Origin of the sequence: Pseudoalteromonas sp. NZS100_1 (assembly GCF_015864285.1) — a bacterium.
Classification (GTDB): Bacteria; Pseudomonadota; Gammaproteobacteria; order Enterobacterales; family Alteromonadaceae; genus Pseudoalteromonas; species Pseudoalteromonas arctica.
This window is the reverse complement of the sequence record NZ_JADYXN010000014.1, coordinates 13,894-30,149: the sequence shown is the minus strand read 5'-3', so window position 1 is coordinate 30,149 and position 16,256 is coordinate 13,894. Positions and strand designations below refer to the sequence as shown.

Sequence of the window (16,256 nt, the reverse complement as noted above, 5' to 3'; positions counted from 1 at the left end):
TAATAAACATGAGTAAGTAACAGCGCGGCTACTTATAGCCGCGTTTTTGCTTTTAATATGAGAGTAAATTAATGATTGATGTAGCAGCACTTGCGGTTTTTATTCCTACGTTCTTTTTTGTGTCGATAACGCCTGGTATGTGTATGACCCTTGCCATGACACTCGGTATGAGCATTGGCGTGCGCCGCACATTATGGATGATGATAGGCGAGCTGTTAGGCGTAGCAACCGTTGCTATAGCTGCGGTATTAGGCGTTGCAAGCATCATGCTAAATTACCCAGATGCGTTCGCTATTTTAAAGTGGGTAGGCGGTGCGTACTTAATTTATATTGGCGTTAACATGTGGCGAGCCAAAGGCAAAATGTCGGTCGATACCTCAAAACCAAGTGACGTAAGTCGGAAGTCGTTATTTACGCAAGGTTTTGTAACCGCAATTGCTAACCCTAAAGGGTGGGCGTTTATGATCTCGTTATTACCGCCGTTTATTAGTGTTGAGCATGCTGTAGCCCCTCAGCTTTTAGTATTACTTGGCGTTATAATGACCACCGAGTTTTTAAGCATGTTGGCTTATGCAACAGGTGGCAAAAGCCTACGTTTATTTTTAGCCCGTGGCGATAATATTAAATGGATGAACCGAATAGCGGGCAGCTTAATGGTACTTGTAGGTATATGGTTGGCGATTGGGTAAAATAAATAATGGTTGATATTGTCAATTAATTTGACATAGTAGACTTTATCATCTAATTTAAAGTCTAAGGTATGCCTAAATGAGTACTCCTGTAACCGTAAATCCAGCACTAGTTGAGCCTAAAAAAACGCCTCTTATTTATAAGATACTGGTAATAATGAGTGTTATTACTTTAATTGGCGGGAGCTTAACAGGCGTGATGACCTATGTGAATGTGGGGATTACAGAACATTTTTATGCAGACTGGTTTACCTCGTTTATAAGTGCGGTATTAGTTATGGCACCTATTGGTTTTGTAATGATGACCTTAATGCATAAGCTAGTTGCTAAGTTATTACTTAGGGCGTATTGACCTTTGGTGGTTGAATTTGCAGCAGTGTGTTTGGTTTTTAGGCAAGGCAGAGCCTATGTAGTGTGGTTATTCCCCATAAATAGGCGATAACGCAGCATAAATACCAAACATGCGCTGCCCGAAGGGTTCTTTCTAGGGACTATTAACTCTTTGTTGCTCGGTTTTTACTTAGCCCACTAGGTTACAAACCTCGCGCCGTGATTTAATCGCCCCTAGATTGAACAAATTTCAATCCACAAAGATAAACACGCCCTAGCAGTGAGTTAAAACGTAATTTAGTGATTAGTGTTTTTATGGCGTTGATAATGGAGTCGGTGATGGCGTTTGTTACTGCTACTAACAATATCGGCTATGCAGATATGCGTGTATTTGTAACTGGATGGACTGAAGGGTTATTAGCCGCATTACCAATAGGTTTAACTATAATGCTGATAATGTCGGTTACAGTAAAACCTAAAATAGAACGTTTTTTAAAAAGCTAATAACAAAAAAGAGCCATTGGCTCTTTTTTATTATTTAGTGTTTAGTTGCTAGCTAAATTGCGCCATTCAAAAAGGGTGCTGTTCGGCTTATTTTAGATTGAGCCACATCGGTAGGTTTACCTTGCGCCACTATTAACCCGCCTTCATCGCCCGCACCAGGGCCTATATCAATAACCCAATCACTATTACTGGCTACTTGCATATCGTGCTCAACCATAATGACGGTGTTGCCGGCATCAACGAGCCCATTTAATTGCGCCATTAACATGGCCACATCTTTAGGATGCAAGCCTGTGGTTGGTTCATCTAAAATATAGAGGGTATCGCCGCGTTGTGTGCGCTGTAACTCTGTGGCAAGTTTAATGCGCTGCGCTTCACCGCCCGAGAGTTCTGTAGCTGGTTGGCCTAAACGTAAGTAACCAAGTCCCACTTGTAGCAACGCATTTAGCGCGCGTAAAATAGCGGGTTCATCGGCAAAAAATGTATGCGCCGACTCAACTGTTAAATTAAGCACATCGGCAATGGTTTTATCCTTGTAAGTAACCTCAAGTGTTTTTTCGTTATAGCGTTTGCCGTTACACACAGGGCAAGGCGAATACACACTAGGTAAAAATAAAAGCTCTACGCTTACAAAACCAACACCTTCGCAGTTTTCGCAGCGACCTTTTTTTACGTTAAACGAAAAACGACCTGCATCGTACTTACGCGCTTTTGCCTCTTTGGTATTGGCAAACAGTTTACGAACATGATCGAATAACCCCGTGTAAGTTGCCAGGTTAGAGCGAGGTGTACGCCCAATCGCTTTTTGATCAACCGTAATAAGGCGTTTTATATGCTCAATGCCTTGAGTGATTTTACCCTCGGTTGTTATATCGAGCTCTTGGTCGAGCAATTCGGCTTCATCTGTAGGTATTTGTGGCAGCGATTTTTGCCCAAGTGCATCGTATACCAGCTCAACTAAAGCTTGGCTTACTAAACTCGATTTACCAGAGCCAGACACGCCCGTAACGCTTGTAATAACGCCCAGCGGAAATTCTACATCGAGTTTTTGTAAATTATTACGCTCAATACCGCTAAGCTTTAACCATGCTTTTGCGCTGCGTTGTGGTTTGTTACTTTGGCTTAAAAGCTTTTCATCATTTTTAAAAAGGTATTGGCTAGTGTGCGAGCTGGTCACTTTTTGCAAGCCTTCAACAGGGCCGCTATAAACAATATTACCGCCGTGAGTACCTGCATTTGGGCCTACATCAACCACCCAATCGGCGTGGCGAATAACACTTACGTCGTGCTCAACCACAAATACTGAGTTACCCGCTGCTATTAGCTCATCTAACGCGGCTAATAATGCTTGTGTATCTGCCGGGTGTAAACCTGCTGAAGGTTCATCTAATACATAAACCACCCCAAACAGTTTTGAGCGAATTTGCGTAGCAAGCCTTAGGCGCTGTAATTCACCAGGCGATAATGATGGGGTGGTGCGTTCAAGCGATAAATACCCTAAGCCAAGTTTGGTAAGTGCTTCAACTCGTTTAAGAATGTCGCTGGCTATACGCGTTGCTACTATGGCTTTTTCTGGGTTAGCAGCGTTGTTTTTAGGCTTTTTGTTAGCCGCAATACTAAGGGTTTGAGCCAGTTCACTTAATGTTAGCTGCGAGATTTCGCCAATATCAAGCCCAGCAAATTTAACCGATAGCGACTCTTTTTTCAGTTTTTTGCCATTACACCGTGGGCATGGTGATATTTGCATATACTGCGACACGCGCTTTTTAGTACGTGGGCTTTGAGTGCTCGCAAACGATTGTAAAACAAAACGTTTAGCGCTCGAGAATATACCCATGTAACTTGGGCTTTCTTCATTTTTAATAGCCGCTTGTGTTTGCTCAAGTGTGTACTCAGGAAATACCGGCACCGTAGGCGTATCGTCGGTAAATAAAATCCAATCGCGTGCTTTTTTAGGCAGAGTATTCCAAGGTTTATCAATATCGTAACCTAACGAGGTTAGTATGCGGCTTAGGTTTTTACCTTGCCATGCTGGTGGCCACGCGGCTATTGCGCGTTCTCTAATTGATTTAGTGGGGTCGGGCACTAGCAGCTCTTCGGTAACGTTAAATACACGGCCAATACCGTGGCATTCTGGGCACGCGCCTTGCGGGGTATTAGGCGAAAACGCATCGGCATAAAGTATACCTTGGCCTTTTGGGTATTCACCTGCGCGCGAGTACAACATACGTAGCGCGTTAGAAATAGTGGTTACACTGCCCACAGATGAGCGTACCGACGGCACACCCCGTTGTTGTTGCAGTGCAACAGCAGGTGGCAGCCCTTCAATTGAATCGACATCGGGCTCATCTACTTGATCTATTAATCTGCGTGCATAAGGCGAAACCGAATCAAGATATCGATGTTGCGATTCGGCAAATAATGTTCCAAAGGCTAGTGATGACTTACCCGAGCCCGATATACCGGTAAAAACAACAAGTGAATTACGGGGGAGATCTACATCCACATCTTTTAAGTTATGAACACGTGCGCCTCTTACTTGAATGCTGTGCTCAGGGTTTAATAAAGCCGATTGTGCATTATTAACCGCTTGGGGACTTTTAGGTGTGGTTGGCATGTAGTTTACTCCTGTTTAATAACCTTATGATTACGCGAGCTTTTCAAGGTATAAACCTTACAGTAGTCTCACTGAATGTGCGCTTATTCAAAATATACGTTAAATTATGATTATTGTGCGTTTACATAATAGGTAAAAACTGAGAGTATAAATTTTCAACGATTGTTTTTAAAAACACAATTTAATAAAGGGAAGTTGCACTGTGTTTAAAGCCTTAGTTTTGATTTTTATCGTGTTTTCATCGGCAGTCGCTGCCAACACCTCAAACACTCTTAATAATGTATTAAATGTTGATCGTGCTATACCCCGCAGTATTCATTTATCGTTTCCAAACGATAACAAAATAACGCCTAAAAAATCTGACTTCACAATTTTAAATTACGTTCTTATGAGCAATAACGAAGGCGAGCGCTGGGCAGTTATTACGCTAACTAATTTATCGTCAGGCAACCGCGAGCTCAATCAAGAACATTTATTAGCATTGTTTGCAGATGGCAGCAGATTAACGCCAATAGAATTTAAGCTCGGTTTTAAAGGTAGTGAAACACAATCAGTCACCGTCTCGTTTGCCGAGCATAAGTTTCCTATTTTAAGTGTGTATTCGAGTAACGAGCTGTAATTATTATTAGTGCGATCATGCTGCCTTAGGTTCTTGTTTTAAAGTTAAGGAATTACTATGAAATTTGAAGATGCGCAACAAAATATGAACCTTGCATATTTTGGTGGTGGAACGGGTGTATTAGTATCTGGCTTGGTTTGGTCTATAGCTGGCTTTGTCGCACTAATGCATTCAAATCAAGTAAGCATGCTTACACTGTTTTTTGGTGGCATGTTTATACATCCATTAGCTATGCTACTTTCAAAAGCACTTAAACGCTCTGGCAATCACGACCCTAAAAACCCATTAGGTAAATTGGCCTTAGAAAGCACTATTATTTTATTTGTTGGTTTGTTTTTAGCGTTTTACGTAGCAAAACTTCAAGCTGAATGGTTTTATCCAATAATGCTGATGATAATTGGTGTTCGCTATTTAATTTTTAACACTTTATATGGCATGAAAATCTATTGGATTTTAGGAGCTTTGCTTATGTTTTTTGGCATGATGTGTATTGTATTAAATGCCAATTTTGTAATTGGCGCATTTATTGGCGGGATAACCGAAATACTATTTGCGCTAGTGATATTTGCCCAATCTAAAGGGCTGGTTTTAAAAACAGAGTAACAAGCTCCAATAATAGCAAAATAGTGTGCTGTTGGCGGTGTTTGTCAAACTAGTTGTCGCGATCACTTCGTTATGCACTCTCCACTTTAACGGTTTCACGTTCAGGGTTTAGGTGCACTTCTTCTGGTAAATCACATTGCAAAAACGCCAGTAGATAAACCTTTTCAAAAATTTGCTTGGGAAAAGTAGTCTTTATTATAGCTAATTAATATTAGCTATAATTTTTTGGTTTTTTAGGCGCTTTGGAGCGACTGTGGATTAGCTTCCTAAGGCGGAAATGGGCATAAAGCGACTTGAAAATTCATCTCTAAATGAGTAGCCAGACCTATGATTTAATTCAAATGATACTATTTTAAAATTACACAAGTATCGTTTTTCTCTAGCCAAGTTCTAGTATTAAATTACGGAGCTTATCAGCTAGATCAGGTGACTTAATTAAAGCACCATGACAAGGAAGTAAAATTTTAGGCGGTGAAATTTCAATAAGTTGCATTACCGCGCTGGCAAAGACTTTTCGATCTTTAATACCAAAATTAGGAAATACTTTAACCATTTTTACAATGTCACATATTGGGCCTTCAGTATGTTTTTGGCCCGAAAAGGCATCCACAACATGCCAAATATAGCCAATCTGCGCTGACTCTATAAGCCAAACCTCACCATTTTTCAAACCACTGGGTTCTTCTAGGGTAAGTCCTTCTGGTAGTGCATTGGCTAGCGATGATAATTCTTTGAACGTTAGCCCTGTCCTGTCAGTCAAGCGTGCATGAGCACTCTCAGATGCCACTAAATGAGCTTTTGGGGTAGGCTTTTGAGTATTCTATCAAACCAGCATTATGGTAGGTATAGGGGCGAGTAGATATTGGACTTCGCCTAATTCGATTAGGCTATCTTTAGCCTCTTCACTGAGGCCTGACACTGGACTATATAAACAAACGCCACCTGTTCTCAGTTTAATAGCCGTGCATCTAAGGCTATTTTTGGTGGCGGTATATAATGTAGCAGAGCCATCAACTGCTTCAAACGTGGATAATTTAGCTGCCATCGGTACTTTCTTTGTCGTGGTCAAATTATAGTGTCAAATTATAGCGGTCAAATAAATCTGCTCATGGTTCCGTAGTCTACCCAATATAACGCTTAAGCATTTTTTCTATTTGACCACTAGCCCTATAATTAGTGTTTATTTAATAACTTTTTTATACCAATCGACAATACCTTCACCAATTTCGTGTGGATGCGACTCTTGTAGATAATGCTTTCCTTCACCTAAATCTACTGCAGTAATATTTTTCCACGTTTCAGCGATATGCTCACCTAATTCTCGATTAATAATTAGTCCTGGCTCTGCATAAAATAACAACTTAGGCACATCTGAATTTTTGTGGTATTCATTATATGAATTAACAATGTCAGTGGTAAATTTTGGGACGCCATCAAACGAAATTTGACCAGGCCACATAAGCAGTGGTTTACGGCTCTTTTCTTCCAAATAAGGCGCTCGGTAATGGTCCATTTCTTCTTGAGTTAATTCTCTGCCCGCCATCATGGGTAGCATAGCCTCAATAAAGAAGTTGTTTTTAACAATCATTTCATGCCCTTCTGCAGGGTCACGAAATTTTTTAAATAATGTTTCTGTCTCTTTAGTCGTATTTTTCCAATAAGAAACTTGAGACATAGCTTCAAAAAAAACAATCCCTTTTATATTTTCTCTATGCTGATTGGCATAGTTAAAACCTAAAGCAGAACCCCAATCTTGAATGACTATAATGATATTTTTTAAGGCTAACTTTTCAATAAACGCATCTAAATAGGTAATATGGTCTTCAAATGTATAGTCTATATCGGGCTTGTCAGACTTACCCATTCCAATAAGATCGGGAACAACTACACGACCTAACGGACTTACATGCGGAATGATGTTTCGCCATAAATAACTTGATGTAGGGTTTCCGTGTATGAGTAAAAAAGTATCTTTAGAACTTTTGTCTCCTTCATCGACATAATGCATTTTAGAATCTAATACAGCTTGAAATTTAGATTCAAAAGGAAACGCTGCTGATATTGGTTTGTTGTTTGACATATTTATTCCTTTTTAAATGTTTAAATTGAATTTTTGCGATTTAAAACTCTTGCTGCTTTTCTAATTTGCTTCAGTTTTTCCCGTTTTGTTTTATCCCATTTTTCTGTACCTGCACTATATCCATAAGCACATATTTTAGTTGCGTTTTCAAATAGAAATTCTTCCTGCTCTTTAGGGTATATATTTCCTATTTCTCTAAGTGTCCAACCCACTCCTTTTTCAACATAATAAGCGTGGTCAGAAATTAAAGGTGCTACCAAATCTATAAGTACTTGAAAAGGTAAATAGTGTTTTCTATGAGCGCTGTAATAAAGTAAACCCACTATGCTTTGTCTTCTATGCCATGGGTTTGTAGACGTATTCCATTTTTTATACGTTGGCAAAATTAATGCTGCATCATATTCTACTAATTGAGCATATATTTTTGAAATGCCATCGCTTGTTTCCCATCGATTAATTTTGTCTTGCCATAATTTAATCGTTGGCCAAGCGGCCAGCATTTCATCTTTGTTTTTAATATGCTCCTCCAAGAAATACAAACAAAACATTTCAGCTCTATACACTTTGGTGTTCGTCCAGATATAACTCCATATCGCTAGTTGTTCATAAAAAGACATGTGTTTAAAAGAAAAACCTCTTTCAAAAGCTTTTCTTTGTAAAGGAACGGTTTCACCTGCTTTAGAAGTGATTGTTTCTATTTCTTGAAGGTAGTTTTGCATATTATTTAAAACTCTAATATTAATAGCTTCTTTCGCTAATATATTATTTTATAGTGGTTAGCGAATCGTTGGTTATAAATTAATTGCTAGCGGTTAATGCCGAGCTAATTACTTCATTACCATGATAAAGTTCAAATATCTGGTTACTGACTTCGTCACGATTAATGTAATACTCTATTGATTTAGCGACATCTTCTCTGCTAATGAATAAATCATTCGTAGAAGTCGAACGCGTGGTTGTTATGAGCCCGTTGCCTTTATCATTAGTAAGGAGTCCCGGTCTAAGAATGGTGTAATTTAGGCCACTGGATAATAGGTACTGATCGGCAAAATACTTTGCCACCAAATAGGGTTTTATTTCTGATTCAAATTCGTCAGGGTCTTGTGCGCCTAAACCACTTACCATTACAAAATGTTGTATACCTTCCTTTAAAGAATAATCAACTGCTTTTTTTGCTGCCCATAAATCTATTAGAAGTGTTTTATCGTCGCCTGTATTACCGCCAGAACCTGCACTAAATACTACTTTATCGCAGTCCTTAAAAGCGTGTTCAAAATCAGTTTCAAGATCGCCAACAACAGCCTCTACACCCATATTTTCTAACTTCTCAGCTTTTTGTTTGCTACGAACCATTGCGACAACTGGGCGATCCTGATTGTGAAGCAACTCAACCACTATTTTACCAATCTGGCCATTAGCGCCAATAATGAGTGTTTTTTTCATTTTTTATACCTTTTAAAGCAACTGTTTCACGTTGACCTGCCAAACAAAATACAAAAAAGGCAGGATCAACTCACATTAGATTAGAAGTCTTGAATTGTTGGTCTGATAATAATTTCGTTAATATCGACATCATCTGGTTGTTCAATCGCATAGGCGACAGCTTTAGCAATAGATAACGCTGGAATAGCGACTTTATAAATATCTTGAACAAATTGAGAGGTGGCTTCATCCGAACTACCGAATTTTAATTCAGAATCAATTAAGCCAGGTGATAATAGCGTTGTACGTATATTGCCACCCACTTCCGCTCTCAATCCTTCTGTTATCGCTTTAACCGCAAATTTTGTACCGCTATAGACAGCCGAACCCGGTGAAACTTTATGTGCAGCAACGGAAGCGAGATTAATAAAGTGACCACTATTTTGTTTGGTAAACACGGGAAGTGCAGCGGCGATACCGTAAAGTACCCCTTTGATATTAATGTCGACCATGCGATCCCATTCATCAACCTTAACCTCAGCCATCGGAGCAATTGACATCAAGCCGGCATTATTGACCATGACATCTAAGCGTCCAAAAGTCTCAATCGCCTTGTCGACAAGCATTTTAACCTGATCGGATTTGGTGACATCCATCGTGACATATTCAGCTTCGCCACCCTCAGCACGAATATCATTTACGATAGCTGCTAGTTTTTCACTACGACGCGCACCCAATACGACTTTAGCACCTTTTTGAGCCAGAAAACGCGCAGTTGCTTCACCTAAACCACTGCTTGCACCCGTTATAACAATCACTTTATTTTCTATATTTGTATTCATTGGATATAGCCTATTTATTATTCATTTCTAAGTGAACAAGCGCTTTTTCTGCAATTTCAACACCGTATTCTTGAACAAAGTGTCCTGCTTCTGCAATTTTTAAGGGCTCAGGGCAGCCTTTAATAAAGCTTCTTAAGTACTCCATTGGGCCTTCGCCTAAAGCTGTATCTTTCATGCCTATCGCCATGAAACTTTGACCGTTCCAGTCTTTTGACCAAAACTCTCTTGCGCGTTTTCCGTGCTCAACACCATCCATCGTTGGCTCGACAGGCACCATGGCGGGAAAGCGTCTTACGCCTGCTTTATAGCTGTTGTCTGGAAATGGCGCATCGTAAGCTATAACATCCATCACAGATACGGCTGGCCCTGCGTCACAGGCAAATAAACCACCGACTGGTATTTCAGGGGCATTTGCGCAGAAATCTCGCCACTGATAAAACCCTTCAGGGGCGGTTTCACCCACCGATATTGCCGTGTTCATAACAATCAAATTTTTGAATCGATCTTGCATATCCATTGGGATTGTTAACCCTAGAATTCCGCCCCAGTCTTGACAGACCAACGTAATATTTTTCAGATCAAGGCGTTCAATTAATCGCATTAAACTATCACGGTGAAAATCAAAGGTATAAACCGATTCATCAACGGGTTTATCTGAACGACCAAAGCCAAACAAATCAGGCGCAACAACACGATGACCAGCGCCCGTAAATATAGGAAGCATTTTTCTATATAAGTAGCTCCATGAAGGCTCACCGTGTAAACATAAAAAAGTGTTTTCAGATGAGGAATCACCCTCGTCGATGTAGGCCATGCGTAAAGACTCAAAACCAGCTAAATCATCAATGTAGTTAGGTTGGTAAGGAAAGGCCGGTAATACAGAGAATCTTTCTTCTGGTGTTCTTAATGCTTTAATCGTCATAATATTTCTCCTGAAAAGTAGTTTATTTAAGTTAATGTTATCAATGCTAAAATTATTAATTTATAAGTTACTGAGTTTTGCCTAAAAATAGGGATTTAAAGGGCTGCTCGGATGCTCGCATACTGCCAATGATGTAAACAAAGGCGGTAATAAGATCCATGACAGAAATATAGACAAAGATCTTTGGTGCCAAGCCTAATGAAGCGGCATATGTAACAATGATAAAGCCGACCATTCTTACCAATCCGTTCCAAACAATAAGAGGGGCACGGGTTTTAATGTCTGAAGTAGCCCAAAGTAACGCAGCGCCCATAAGCATAAAAGATACGCCCAATACCACCGTGATAATTAACGTGTCTGCTTGAGGTGCCATCAGCGCTGAAATAATCATGCCTAGTGCGATTGGAAAGTTGAATAGAGCAGTAATTTGTACGAATTTTTTAAACATTTTTAGTTCACTTATTTTATACTTATGAAGCGATCGCTTCAGAATTGAGTTAATTGTGAAGCGATCACTTTATAATGTCAATAGGGCGAATTGACATTTTGAAGTGACTGCTTCAAAATAGAGTTAATTAATATTATTTTTAAGGGCCACAGAGTGAAAGCAGGACGAAAAAGAGCGTTTGATAAAGAAGTCGTTTTAGATAAAGCGATGCGGTTATTTTGGGCCAATGGGTTCTCGGGTACTTCTGTTGCTAATCTTTCTTCTGAACTTGGCATTAATACGTCGAGTTTGTACGGAACGTTTGTCAATAAAGAGCAATTGTTCAAAGATGCTTTGGCACATTATCAAAAACAATATGTAGAAGTTAACTACAGACACCTAGTAGAGCCCTCAGATGCAACATTAAAAGCGCGGTTACAAGCTTGTTTCTATGGACTTATTGAGCTATTCACCAGCGATGAAACGCCCCGTGGATGTTTGCTTGTAAAGAGTGTTAATGAATCAGATAGTGTTGCGTTTCCAGAAGATGCGGTTGTTTATATGAAGAAATTAGGAACAGAAACTCAGCAAACATTGACAGGTTTATTCGCGTCTGGCATTGCGAAGACGGATATGCCCCAAGGCCAAACAGCTCAAAAACTGACTAACTATCTTTTATCAGTAAGTTATGGGCTGGCTGTTCAAGCAAAAGTAGGTCTGGTTGAAGATGAATTAAAGTCAGTCCTTGATCATGCTTTGAATTCTATTTTTGGTTACTCTTAGTTCAATAATTTAGATTGTTGCATGCATTACAGAATCTATCTTTTAATTAGCCATAAAAAATCAGAATAGACACGATATTTATGAATAACACATTAAAATTTAAGCAATTTATCGTCGTTATGTTACTAACGAGTATTTGGATCCACGTTGCCGAGGTAGCAAGAGCTATTTTAGTCGCGTTTCCTATGATGGAGGCCTTCTATGCCGGAAAGTTAGTCGTTGGACCAATGGCTGTCAGTAATGCATTGATATGGGGAATATGGGACACGATACTGGCGAGTACCTTGGTATTTATTTACTGGTTGTGCGCTCAAAGCTTTGGTCAGAATGTAAAATCGATCGTTATATCAGCCACTGTTACTTGCATGGCAACGCTGGGTGTTTTTTGGATAGGGTCTGTAAACTCAGGATTAGGAACGTGGGAAATGGCAGTTACTTTGGTCCCAATCGCATGGTTTGAAATGCTTATTGGCGTATTTTTAGCCAGTAGGTTATATGCGCGTTATCGCTAAAATATAAAGCGAGCTCATATATTTATAAGTCCATATAATGGGCTCTATAGCCAATAGACTATACAAACGAAGATCGACAATATGAACTATAAAGAATTTAATGATTTCTGTCGCGCATTAGAAGCAACCTCATATGTGGTCCAATGGCATAACTCTCATGTATGGAAAGTCGGCGGAAAGGTTTTTGCTATCGGCGGATTGGGAGGAGGGTTGGGAGAAGGTGATAAACCAGCCTTTATTTTTAAAACATCTGAACTGAATTTTCATTTTCTCAGTGAAATACCTGGCTATAAGCCTGCACCGTATTTTGCTTCTCGTGGAATGAAATGGATACAACACTACGAAAGCAACGATGATACTGATAACGACTTATCATATTACCTTAAAGAGTCTTATCGGCTTGTTTCATTAGGCCTGACAAAGAAAAAACAAAAAGAGCTCGGTTTAAACCAAACCCCTTAAAATAGGTTTAGGTTTACACGTTGCACGGATACTCGTTAATTATCTCTTAGGAAAATATGATTAAAATTAAACACCCTCAAGAGCTAGCGCGTTTACGCCGCCTTGCCCTGTCAGCACAAGGTTTGCTACAAACACAAGCTTTTGGCAGTGGTTTGGCTGGTGCGTGTAATGCAATTAACCATATTGGTTACGTACAGATTGATGCTATTTCGGTGGTAGAGCGTGCTCATCATCATATTCTTAACTCTAGAGTACCTAATTTCAAACCCGCTATGACCAATCAGTTATTACTCAATAAAGACATTTTTGAGTACTGGTCTCACGCTGCCGCTTTTTTACCGATTAAAGATTTTCGCTTCTCATTACCTTACAAACACGCGATTAAAAATGGTCAAATTCATTGGCATAAAGAGCGTGATAGCAAGCTGATGCAAGAATTATTAACTCGCATACGTATCGACGGTCCGTTGCGATCTCGAGATTTAGAGTCAAATGCTACAAAGCGTGCAGGTTGGTGGGATTGGAAACCTGCGAAAAAGGCACTTGAACAGTTGTATATGGAAGGTGACCTGATGGTTAGTAACCGAGAAGGTTTCCAAAAAACGTATGATCTAACTGAACGGGTATTACCTTCTGAGGTAAACTTAAAAATGCCCAGTATGGATGAGTTGGCCACGCACATTGTCGATCAACAGTTCCGCTGCTTGGGGGTTACCTCACTTAAAGGCTTGACTTATTTACGTCGAGATAACGAATTGCGCAACGCAGTGAAAAACTTGGTAGATGAACGATTAGTGCAAAACATTTTACAACAAGTGCAAATGAGTAGCGGTGAAATATTGTTAGTGGAAACCGAGGCGATTGAACGGCCCCTTCCCCGTCTGAATAACCGAATGTTGATCCTTTCGCCATTCGATAATAGTGTCATTCAACGTGATCGGCTCAAGTTGCTTTTTCAATATAACTATCAACTAGAATGTTATGTTCCTGCAGTGAAACGACAGTATGGTTACTTTTGCTTACCGCTACTTTATCGCGGTGAATTTGTTGGTCGTATGGATTGTAAAGTGCATAGAAAAACATCTCATTTAGAGATTAAATCACTACATTTTGAGCAACATAACTTTGAGCAGCATAACTTTGATCAAGCGTCAGTCATTACTGCCTTTGTAGACGCCATTATACCATTTTGTAGTTTTCAGAAATGTGACTCCGTTTCTTTAATTGAAGTCTACCCGAAACCGTTAAATGAAAAGTTACAAAGTGCATTAAAATCTATTATTAACGTTAATATAGGTCCCATAATATGAGTGCGCTGTTTGTCCTTGTTGTAAATCAACGTCTATCAAGGTTATAAGTGCAGTAACACTTTGTTCGTTTGACTCATTTACACTTTTAATCAAGCAGTGATAATAGGGTCGCGTCTTGCCTTTTGCCACTTTCAGTTTATGGCACTTTCTGGCCACTCGACAACATAAACGCGGTAAGTCGTGTTGTTGCTAGTCAATTCATCATTTTTGTCGGATGACGTGGCTTCGCCACTTATCCGACCTACGTCAAAAGGTAGGTTGGTTAAGCCGAAGGCGCCACCCAACAGAGTTTCAGATTTACGCCTTGAAGGTTCGCTATTGGCACTCTCTATTCACTCGACAACATAAAATATTGATAATAATTGGCCAGGTGTTTTACTGTGTCGGATGGCGCTTCGCTTATCCGACCTACACTTGCACAAGCGGGTTATTCTTGGTTCACACACCTAACTCCTAAGCTATAAAACCTTTACTCAAAACTGATATTTTGCTTTAAAAAGTAATCTTCAATTTCATCAGTATTCGGCTTAAACGCTTTCCAGCGGCCAATTGCTTTATTGTTAAGTGGTTGGCGTACTTGCACCTTGCTTGCGGTAGAAACCGGTGCGGTGTTTAAGTGAAAGTCTATACACTGTTCTTGCCATTCGAGGTTACAAAAGCTCACTAAGTCTTTTATTTGCTGCTCGGGCTGTGCGACTAACTCTTCGTATTTTACTAATTTTATATTGCTGTGCAGGGCGCTAAAGTGCTGCATTAGTTTGTAAAAACGGCTGTAAAATTTAGCGGTGTCGAGTAAATCGAGCGAGTACGCGTAGTAGGGGTTATTAATGGTGAATAACTGGCGATAGTTGCCAATACAGGTGTCCATTGGGTCGCGCAGCATACAAATTATTTTGGCGTTTGGCAGTGCTTTGGTTATTAAGTCGATATAAAAAAAGTTAAACGGGAGTTTATCTATAAAGTGCTTATGGCTGCCTGTTATTACGCGTGTTGCGTTTAAATAGGTTGACCCAAGTTGATTAAAATCAAGCTCGTAGGCTTTACTGAGCGTTTGAGTGTCGAGCACGTGAGGTGTTTGTGTTTGGCTTAGCTTTTTAACGCTTAGGCCAAAGTCTTGTAATTCACCGGCTGATTGCACGTCGCTGTGGCTCGATAAAATACGCTCAACTAATGTGGTGCCAGAGCGGGGCATACCTAATACAAAAATAGGTTCGGCCGTTGGGTTACCCTGTGTTAGCGCTTGTGTGTGCTGTTCACTTAAGCGTTTAATATGTTCAAATAACTCAGTTGAGCTTTTATGATCAAACGGCTGCACAGCACGTTTTGCTACTTTACCTTGCTCTAACGCGTTAAAAGCCTCTGAATATTCACCAGTATCTTGATACTCTTTTGCGAGTGCATGGCCTATATGCAATTTTGCATCGGGGTGTGTTACTTGCTCAAACACGTTTTTTAAGCGTTCAATATGGTTGTTTTGCTTACTTACTTTAGTTAAATCACTTAATGCAAAATGACTTTGATGATGCAGCGGGTTAAGCGCTATGGCATTTTCAAAAGCGTGTTGGGCTTTATCAAATAGCCCTAAAAACTTAGCGCTTACACCGTAGTTATAATAAAACGGGGATTGAGCTTTGTTAGCCGCTGTAGCCAGTTTAATAGCGCGCTCAAAGTAGTTAAGTGCGTGTTCGTGAATGCCGGCTTGTGTAAGGGCTACGCCGAATGTGTCGGCATCAAGTGCTTTAGTTATTTGCTTTAATGGCACCGATAGTGCGGTGTTTTTTGCTTTTTGTAATTCGCCAGTAAGTGCATAACATTTAGCAAGTTGCGCAGTGTATTCAATGCTTTGGCCAAGCGTTAGGGCTTTTTCGATTAGCTTTATGGCTTTGTGTATTTGCCCAACCGTTAAATTAACCATGGCCAGCAAAAAGTACCCATCGGCAAAGTCGGGCTTTTGTGTAACTAACTCAACTAAGGCTTTATGGGCTTGTTCTATTTTACCTTGGTTTAGGAAGTGGATAGCGCTTTGATGAAGTTGCTTTAAATTTGGCTGCATGGTTTTTGGTAATTATTATTTTGTAAAAGAAAATAAAAAGGCTCAAATAAATTTGAGCCTTAAAACATTGTTTAAAAATTA

At 39.8% G+C, this 16,256-nt stretch carries 18 protein-coding genes; 9 read left to right on the top strand and 9 right to left on the bottom strand.

What is annotated here, in order from left to right; genetic code table 11:
- The first annotated feature begins 71 nt into the window (after window positions 1–71).
- The 3 genes from I6F66_RS11075 (at window position 72) to I6F66_RS11065 (ending at window position 1,523) form a co-directional block, all read left to right on the top strand.
- A complete protein-coding gene (locus I6F66_RS11075; protein ID WP_197142321.1) occupies window positions 72–689 on the top strand; it encodes a LysE family translocator in 618 nt (205 codons plus the stop codon).
- Window positions 690–768: 79 nt separating this feature from the next.
- Window positions 769–1,041: a DUF2798 domain-containing protein gene (locus tag I6F66_RS11070; protein ID WP_231609699.1), complete on the top strand. Its 273-nt coding sequence runs from the start codon at window positions 769–771 to the stop codon at window positions 1,039–1,041.
- A 293-nt stretch (window positions 1,042–1,334) separates the two neighbouring features.
- On the top strand, window positions 1,335–1,523 hold the full coding sequence (locus I6F66_RS11065) for a DUF2798 domain-containing protein (protein WP_231609700.1): 189 nt from the start codon (window positions 1,335–1,337) through the stop codon (window positions 1,521–1,523).
- 52 nt (window positions 1,524–1,575) lie between these two features.
- Here the strand turns inward: I6F66_RS11065 and uvrA are convergent, their stop codons facing one another.
- Entirely contained in the window at window positions 1,576–4,140 is a 2,565-nt protein-coding gene (gene uvrA / locus I6F66_RS11060; protein WP_197209268.1) for an excinuclease ABC subunit UvrA, read from the bottom strand.
- Between the two features lie 202 nt (window positions 4,141–4,342).
- Between uvrA and I6F66_RS11055 the strand changes: the two genes are divergently transcribed.
- On the top strand, window positions 4,343–4,759 hold the full coding sequence (locus I6F66_RS11055; RefSeq protein ID WP_165728956.1) for a hypothetical protein: 417 nt from the start codon (window positions 4,343–4,345) through the stop codon (window positions 4,757–4,759).
- A gap of 57 nt (window positions 4,760–4,816) precedes the next feature.
- Window positions 4,817–5,362 (top strand): hypothetical protein, encoded by a 546-nt coding sequence (locus I6F66_RS11050; protein WP_197209267.1) that lies wholly within the window; start codon window positions 4,817–4,819, stop codon window positions 5,360–5,362.
- 379 nt (window positions 5,363–5,741) lie between these two features.
- Here I6F66_RS11050 and I6F66_RS11045 read toward each other — a convergent pair whose 3' ends face one another.
- The 7 genes from I6F66_RS11045 to I6F66_RS11015 all read right to left on the bottom strand — a co-directional run bounded on the left by I6F66_RS11045 (window position 5,742) and on the right by I6F66_RS11015 (window position 11,076).
- Window positions 5,742–6,149 (bottom strand): hypothetical protein, encoded by a 408-nt coding sequence (locus I6F66_RS11045; protein WP_165742160.1) that lies wholly within the window; start codon window positions 6,147–6,149, stop codon window positions 5,742–5,744.
- 393 nt (window positions 6,150–6,542) lie between these two features.
- Entirely contained in the window at window positions 6,543–7,442 is a 900-nt protein-coding gene (locus I6F66_RS11040) for a haloalkane dehalogenase (RefSeq protein ID WP_165728953.1), read from the bottom strand.
- Window positions 7,443–7,462: 20 nt separating this feature from the next.
- Window positions 7,463–8,161: a DNA alkylation repair protein gene (locus tag I6F66_RS11035; RefSeq protein ID WP_165728952.1), complete on the bottom strand. Its 699-nt coding sequence runs from the start codon at window positions 8,159–8,161 to the stop codon at window positions 7,463–7,465.
- 79 nt (window positions 8,162–8,240) lie between these two features.
- Window positions 8,241–8,885: an SDR family oxidoreductase gene (locus tag I6F66_RS11030; RefSeq protein ID WP_165728951.1), complete on the bottom strand. Its 645-nt coding sequence runs from the start codon at window positions 8,883–8,885 to the stop codon at window positions 8,241–8,243.
- A gap of 80 nt (window positions 8,886–8,965) precedes the next feature.
- Window positions 8,966–9,706, bottom strand: a complete 741-nt coding sequence (locus tag I6F66_RS11025; protein WP_165728950.1) for an SDR family oxidoreductase — start codon at window positions 9,704–9,706, stop codon at window positions 8,966–8,968.
- Between the two features lie 10 nt (window positions 9,707–9,716).
- Window positions 9,717–10,628, bottom strand: a complete 912-nt coding sequence (locus I6F66_RS11020; RefSeq protein WP_110924242.1) for a haloalkane dehalogenase — start codon at window positions 10,626–10,628, stop codon at window positions 9,717–9,719.
- A gap of 67 nt (window positions 10,629–10,695) precedes the next feature.
- Window positions 10,696–11,076: a hypothetical protein gene (locus I6F66_RS11015; RefSeq protein WP_165728949.1), complete on the bottom strand. Its 381-nt coding sequence runs from the start codon at window positions 11,074–11,076 to the stop codon at window positions 10,696–10,698.
- 153 nt (window positions 11,077–11,229) lie between these two features.
- Between I6F66_RS11015 and I6F66_RS11010 the strand changes: the two genes are divergently transcribed.
- The 4 genes from I6F66_RS11010 to I6F66_RS10995 all read left to right on the top strand — a co-directional run bounded on the left by I6F66_RS11010 (window position 11,230) and on the right by I6F66_RS10995 (window position 14,122).
- Complete coding sequence (locus tag I6F66_RS11010) at window positions 11,230–11,838, top strand: TetR/AcrR family transcriptional regulator (RefSeq protein WP_165728948.1); 609 nt, start codon at window positions 11,230–11,232, stop codon at window positions 11,836–11,838.
- A gap of 80 nt (window positions 11,839–11,918) precedes the next feature.
- Window positions 11,919–12,350, top strand: coding sequence for a hypothetical protein (locus I6F66_RS11005; protein ID WP_165728947.1), 432 nt, complete (start codon window positions 11,919–11,921; stop codon window positions 12,348–12,350).
- 81 nt (window positions 12,351–12,431) lie between these two features.
- Window positions 12,432–12,812, top strand: coding sequence for an MmcQ/YjbR family DNA-binding protein (locus tag I6F66_RS11000; RefSeq protein WP_165728946.1), 381 nt, complete (start codon window positions 12,432–12,434; stop codon window positions 12,810–12,812).
- Between the two features lie 56 nt (window positions 12,813–12,868).
- Window positions 12,869–14,122 (top strand): winged helix-turn-helix domain-containing protein, encoded by a 1,254-nt coding sequence (locus I6F66_RS10995; protein ID WP_197142318.1) that lies wholly within the window; start codon window positions 12,869–12,871, stop codon window positions 14,120–14,122.
- Window positions 14,123–14,591: 469 nt separating this feature from the next.
- Here I6F66_RS10995 and I6F66_RS10990 read toward each other — a convergent pair whose 3' ends face one another.
- The gene (locus I6F66_RS10990) at window positions 14,592–16,175 is read right to left on the bottom strand and encodes a sulfotransferase (RefSeq protein WP_197209266.1); all 1,584 of its coding nucleotides are present in this window, start codon (window positions 16,173–16,175) and stop codon (window positions 14,592–14,594) included.
- Window positions 16,176–16,256: the final 81 nt, after the last annotated feature.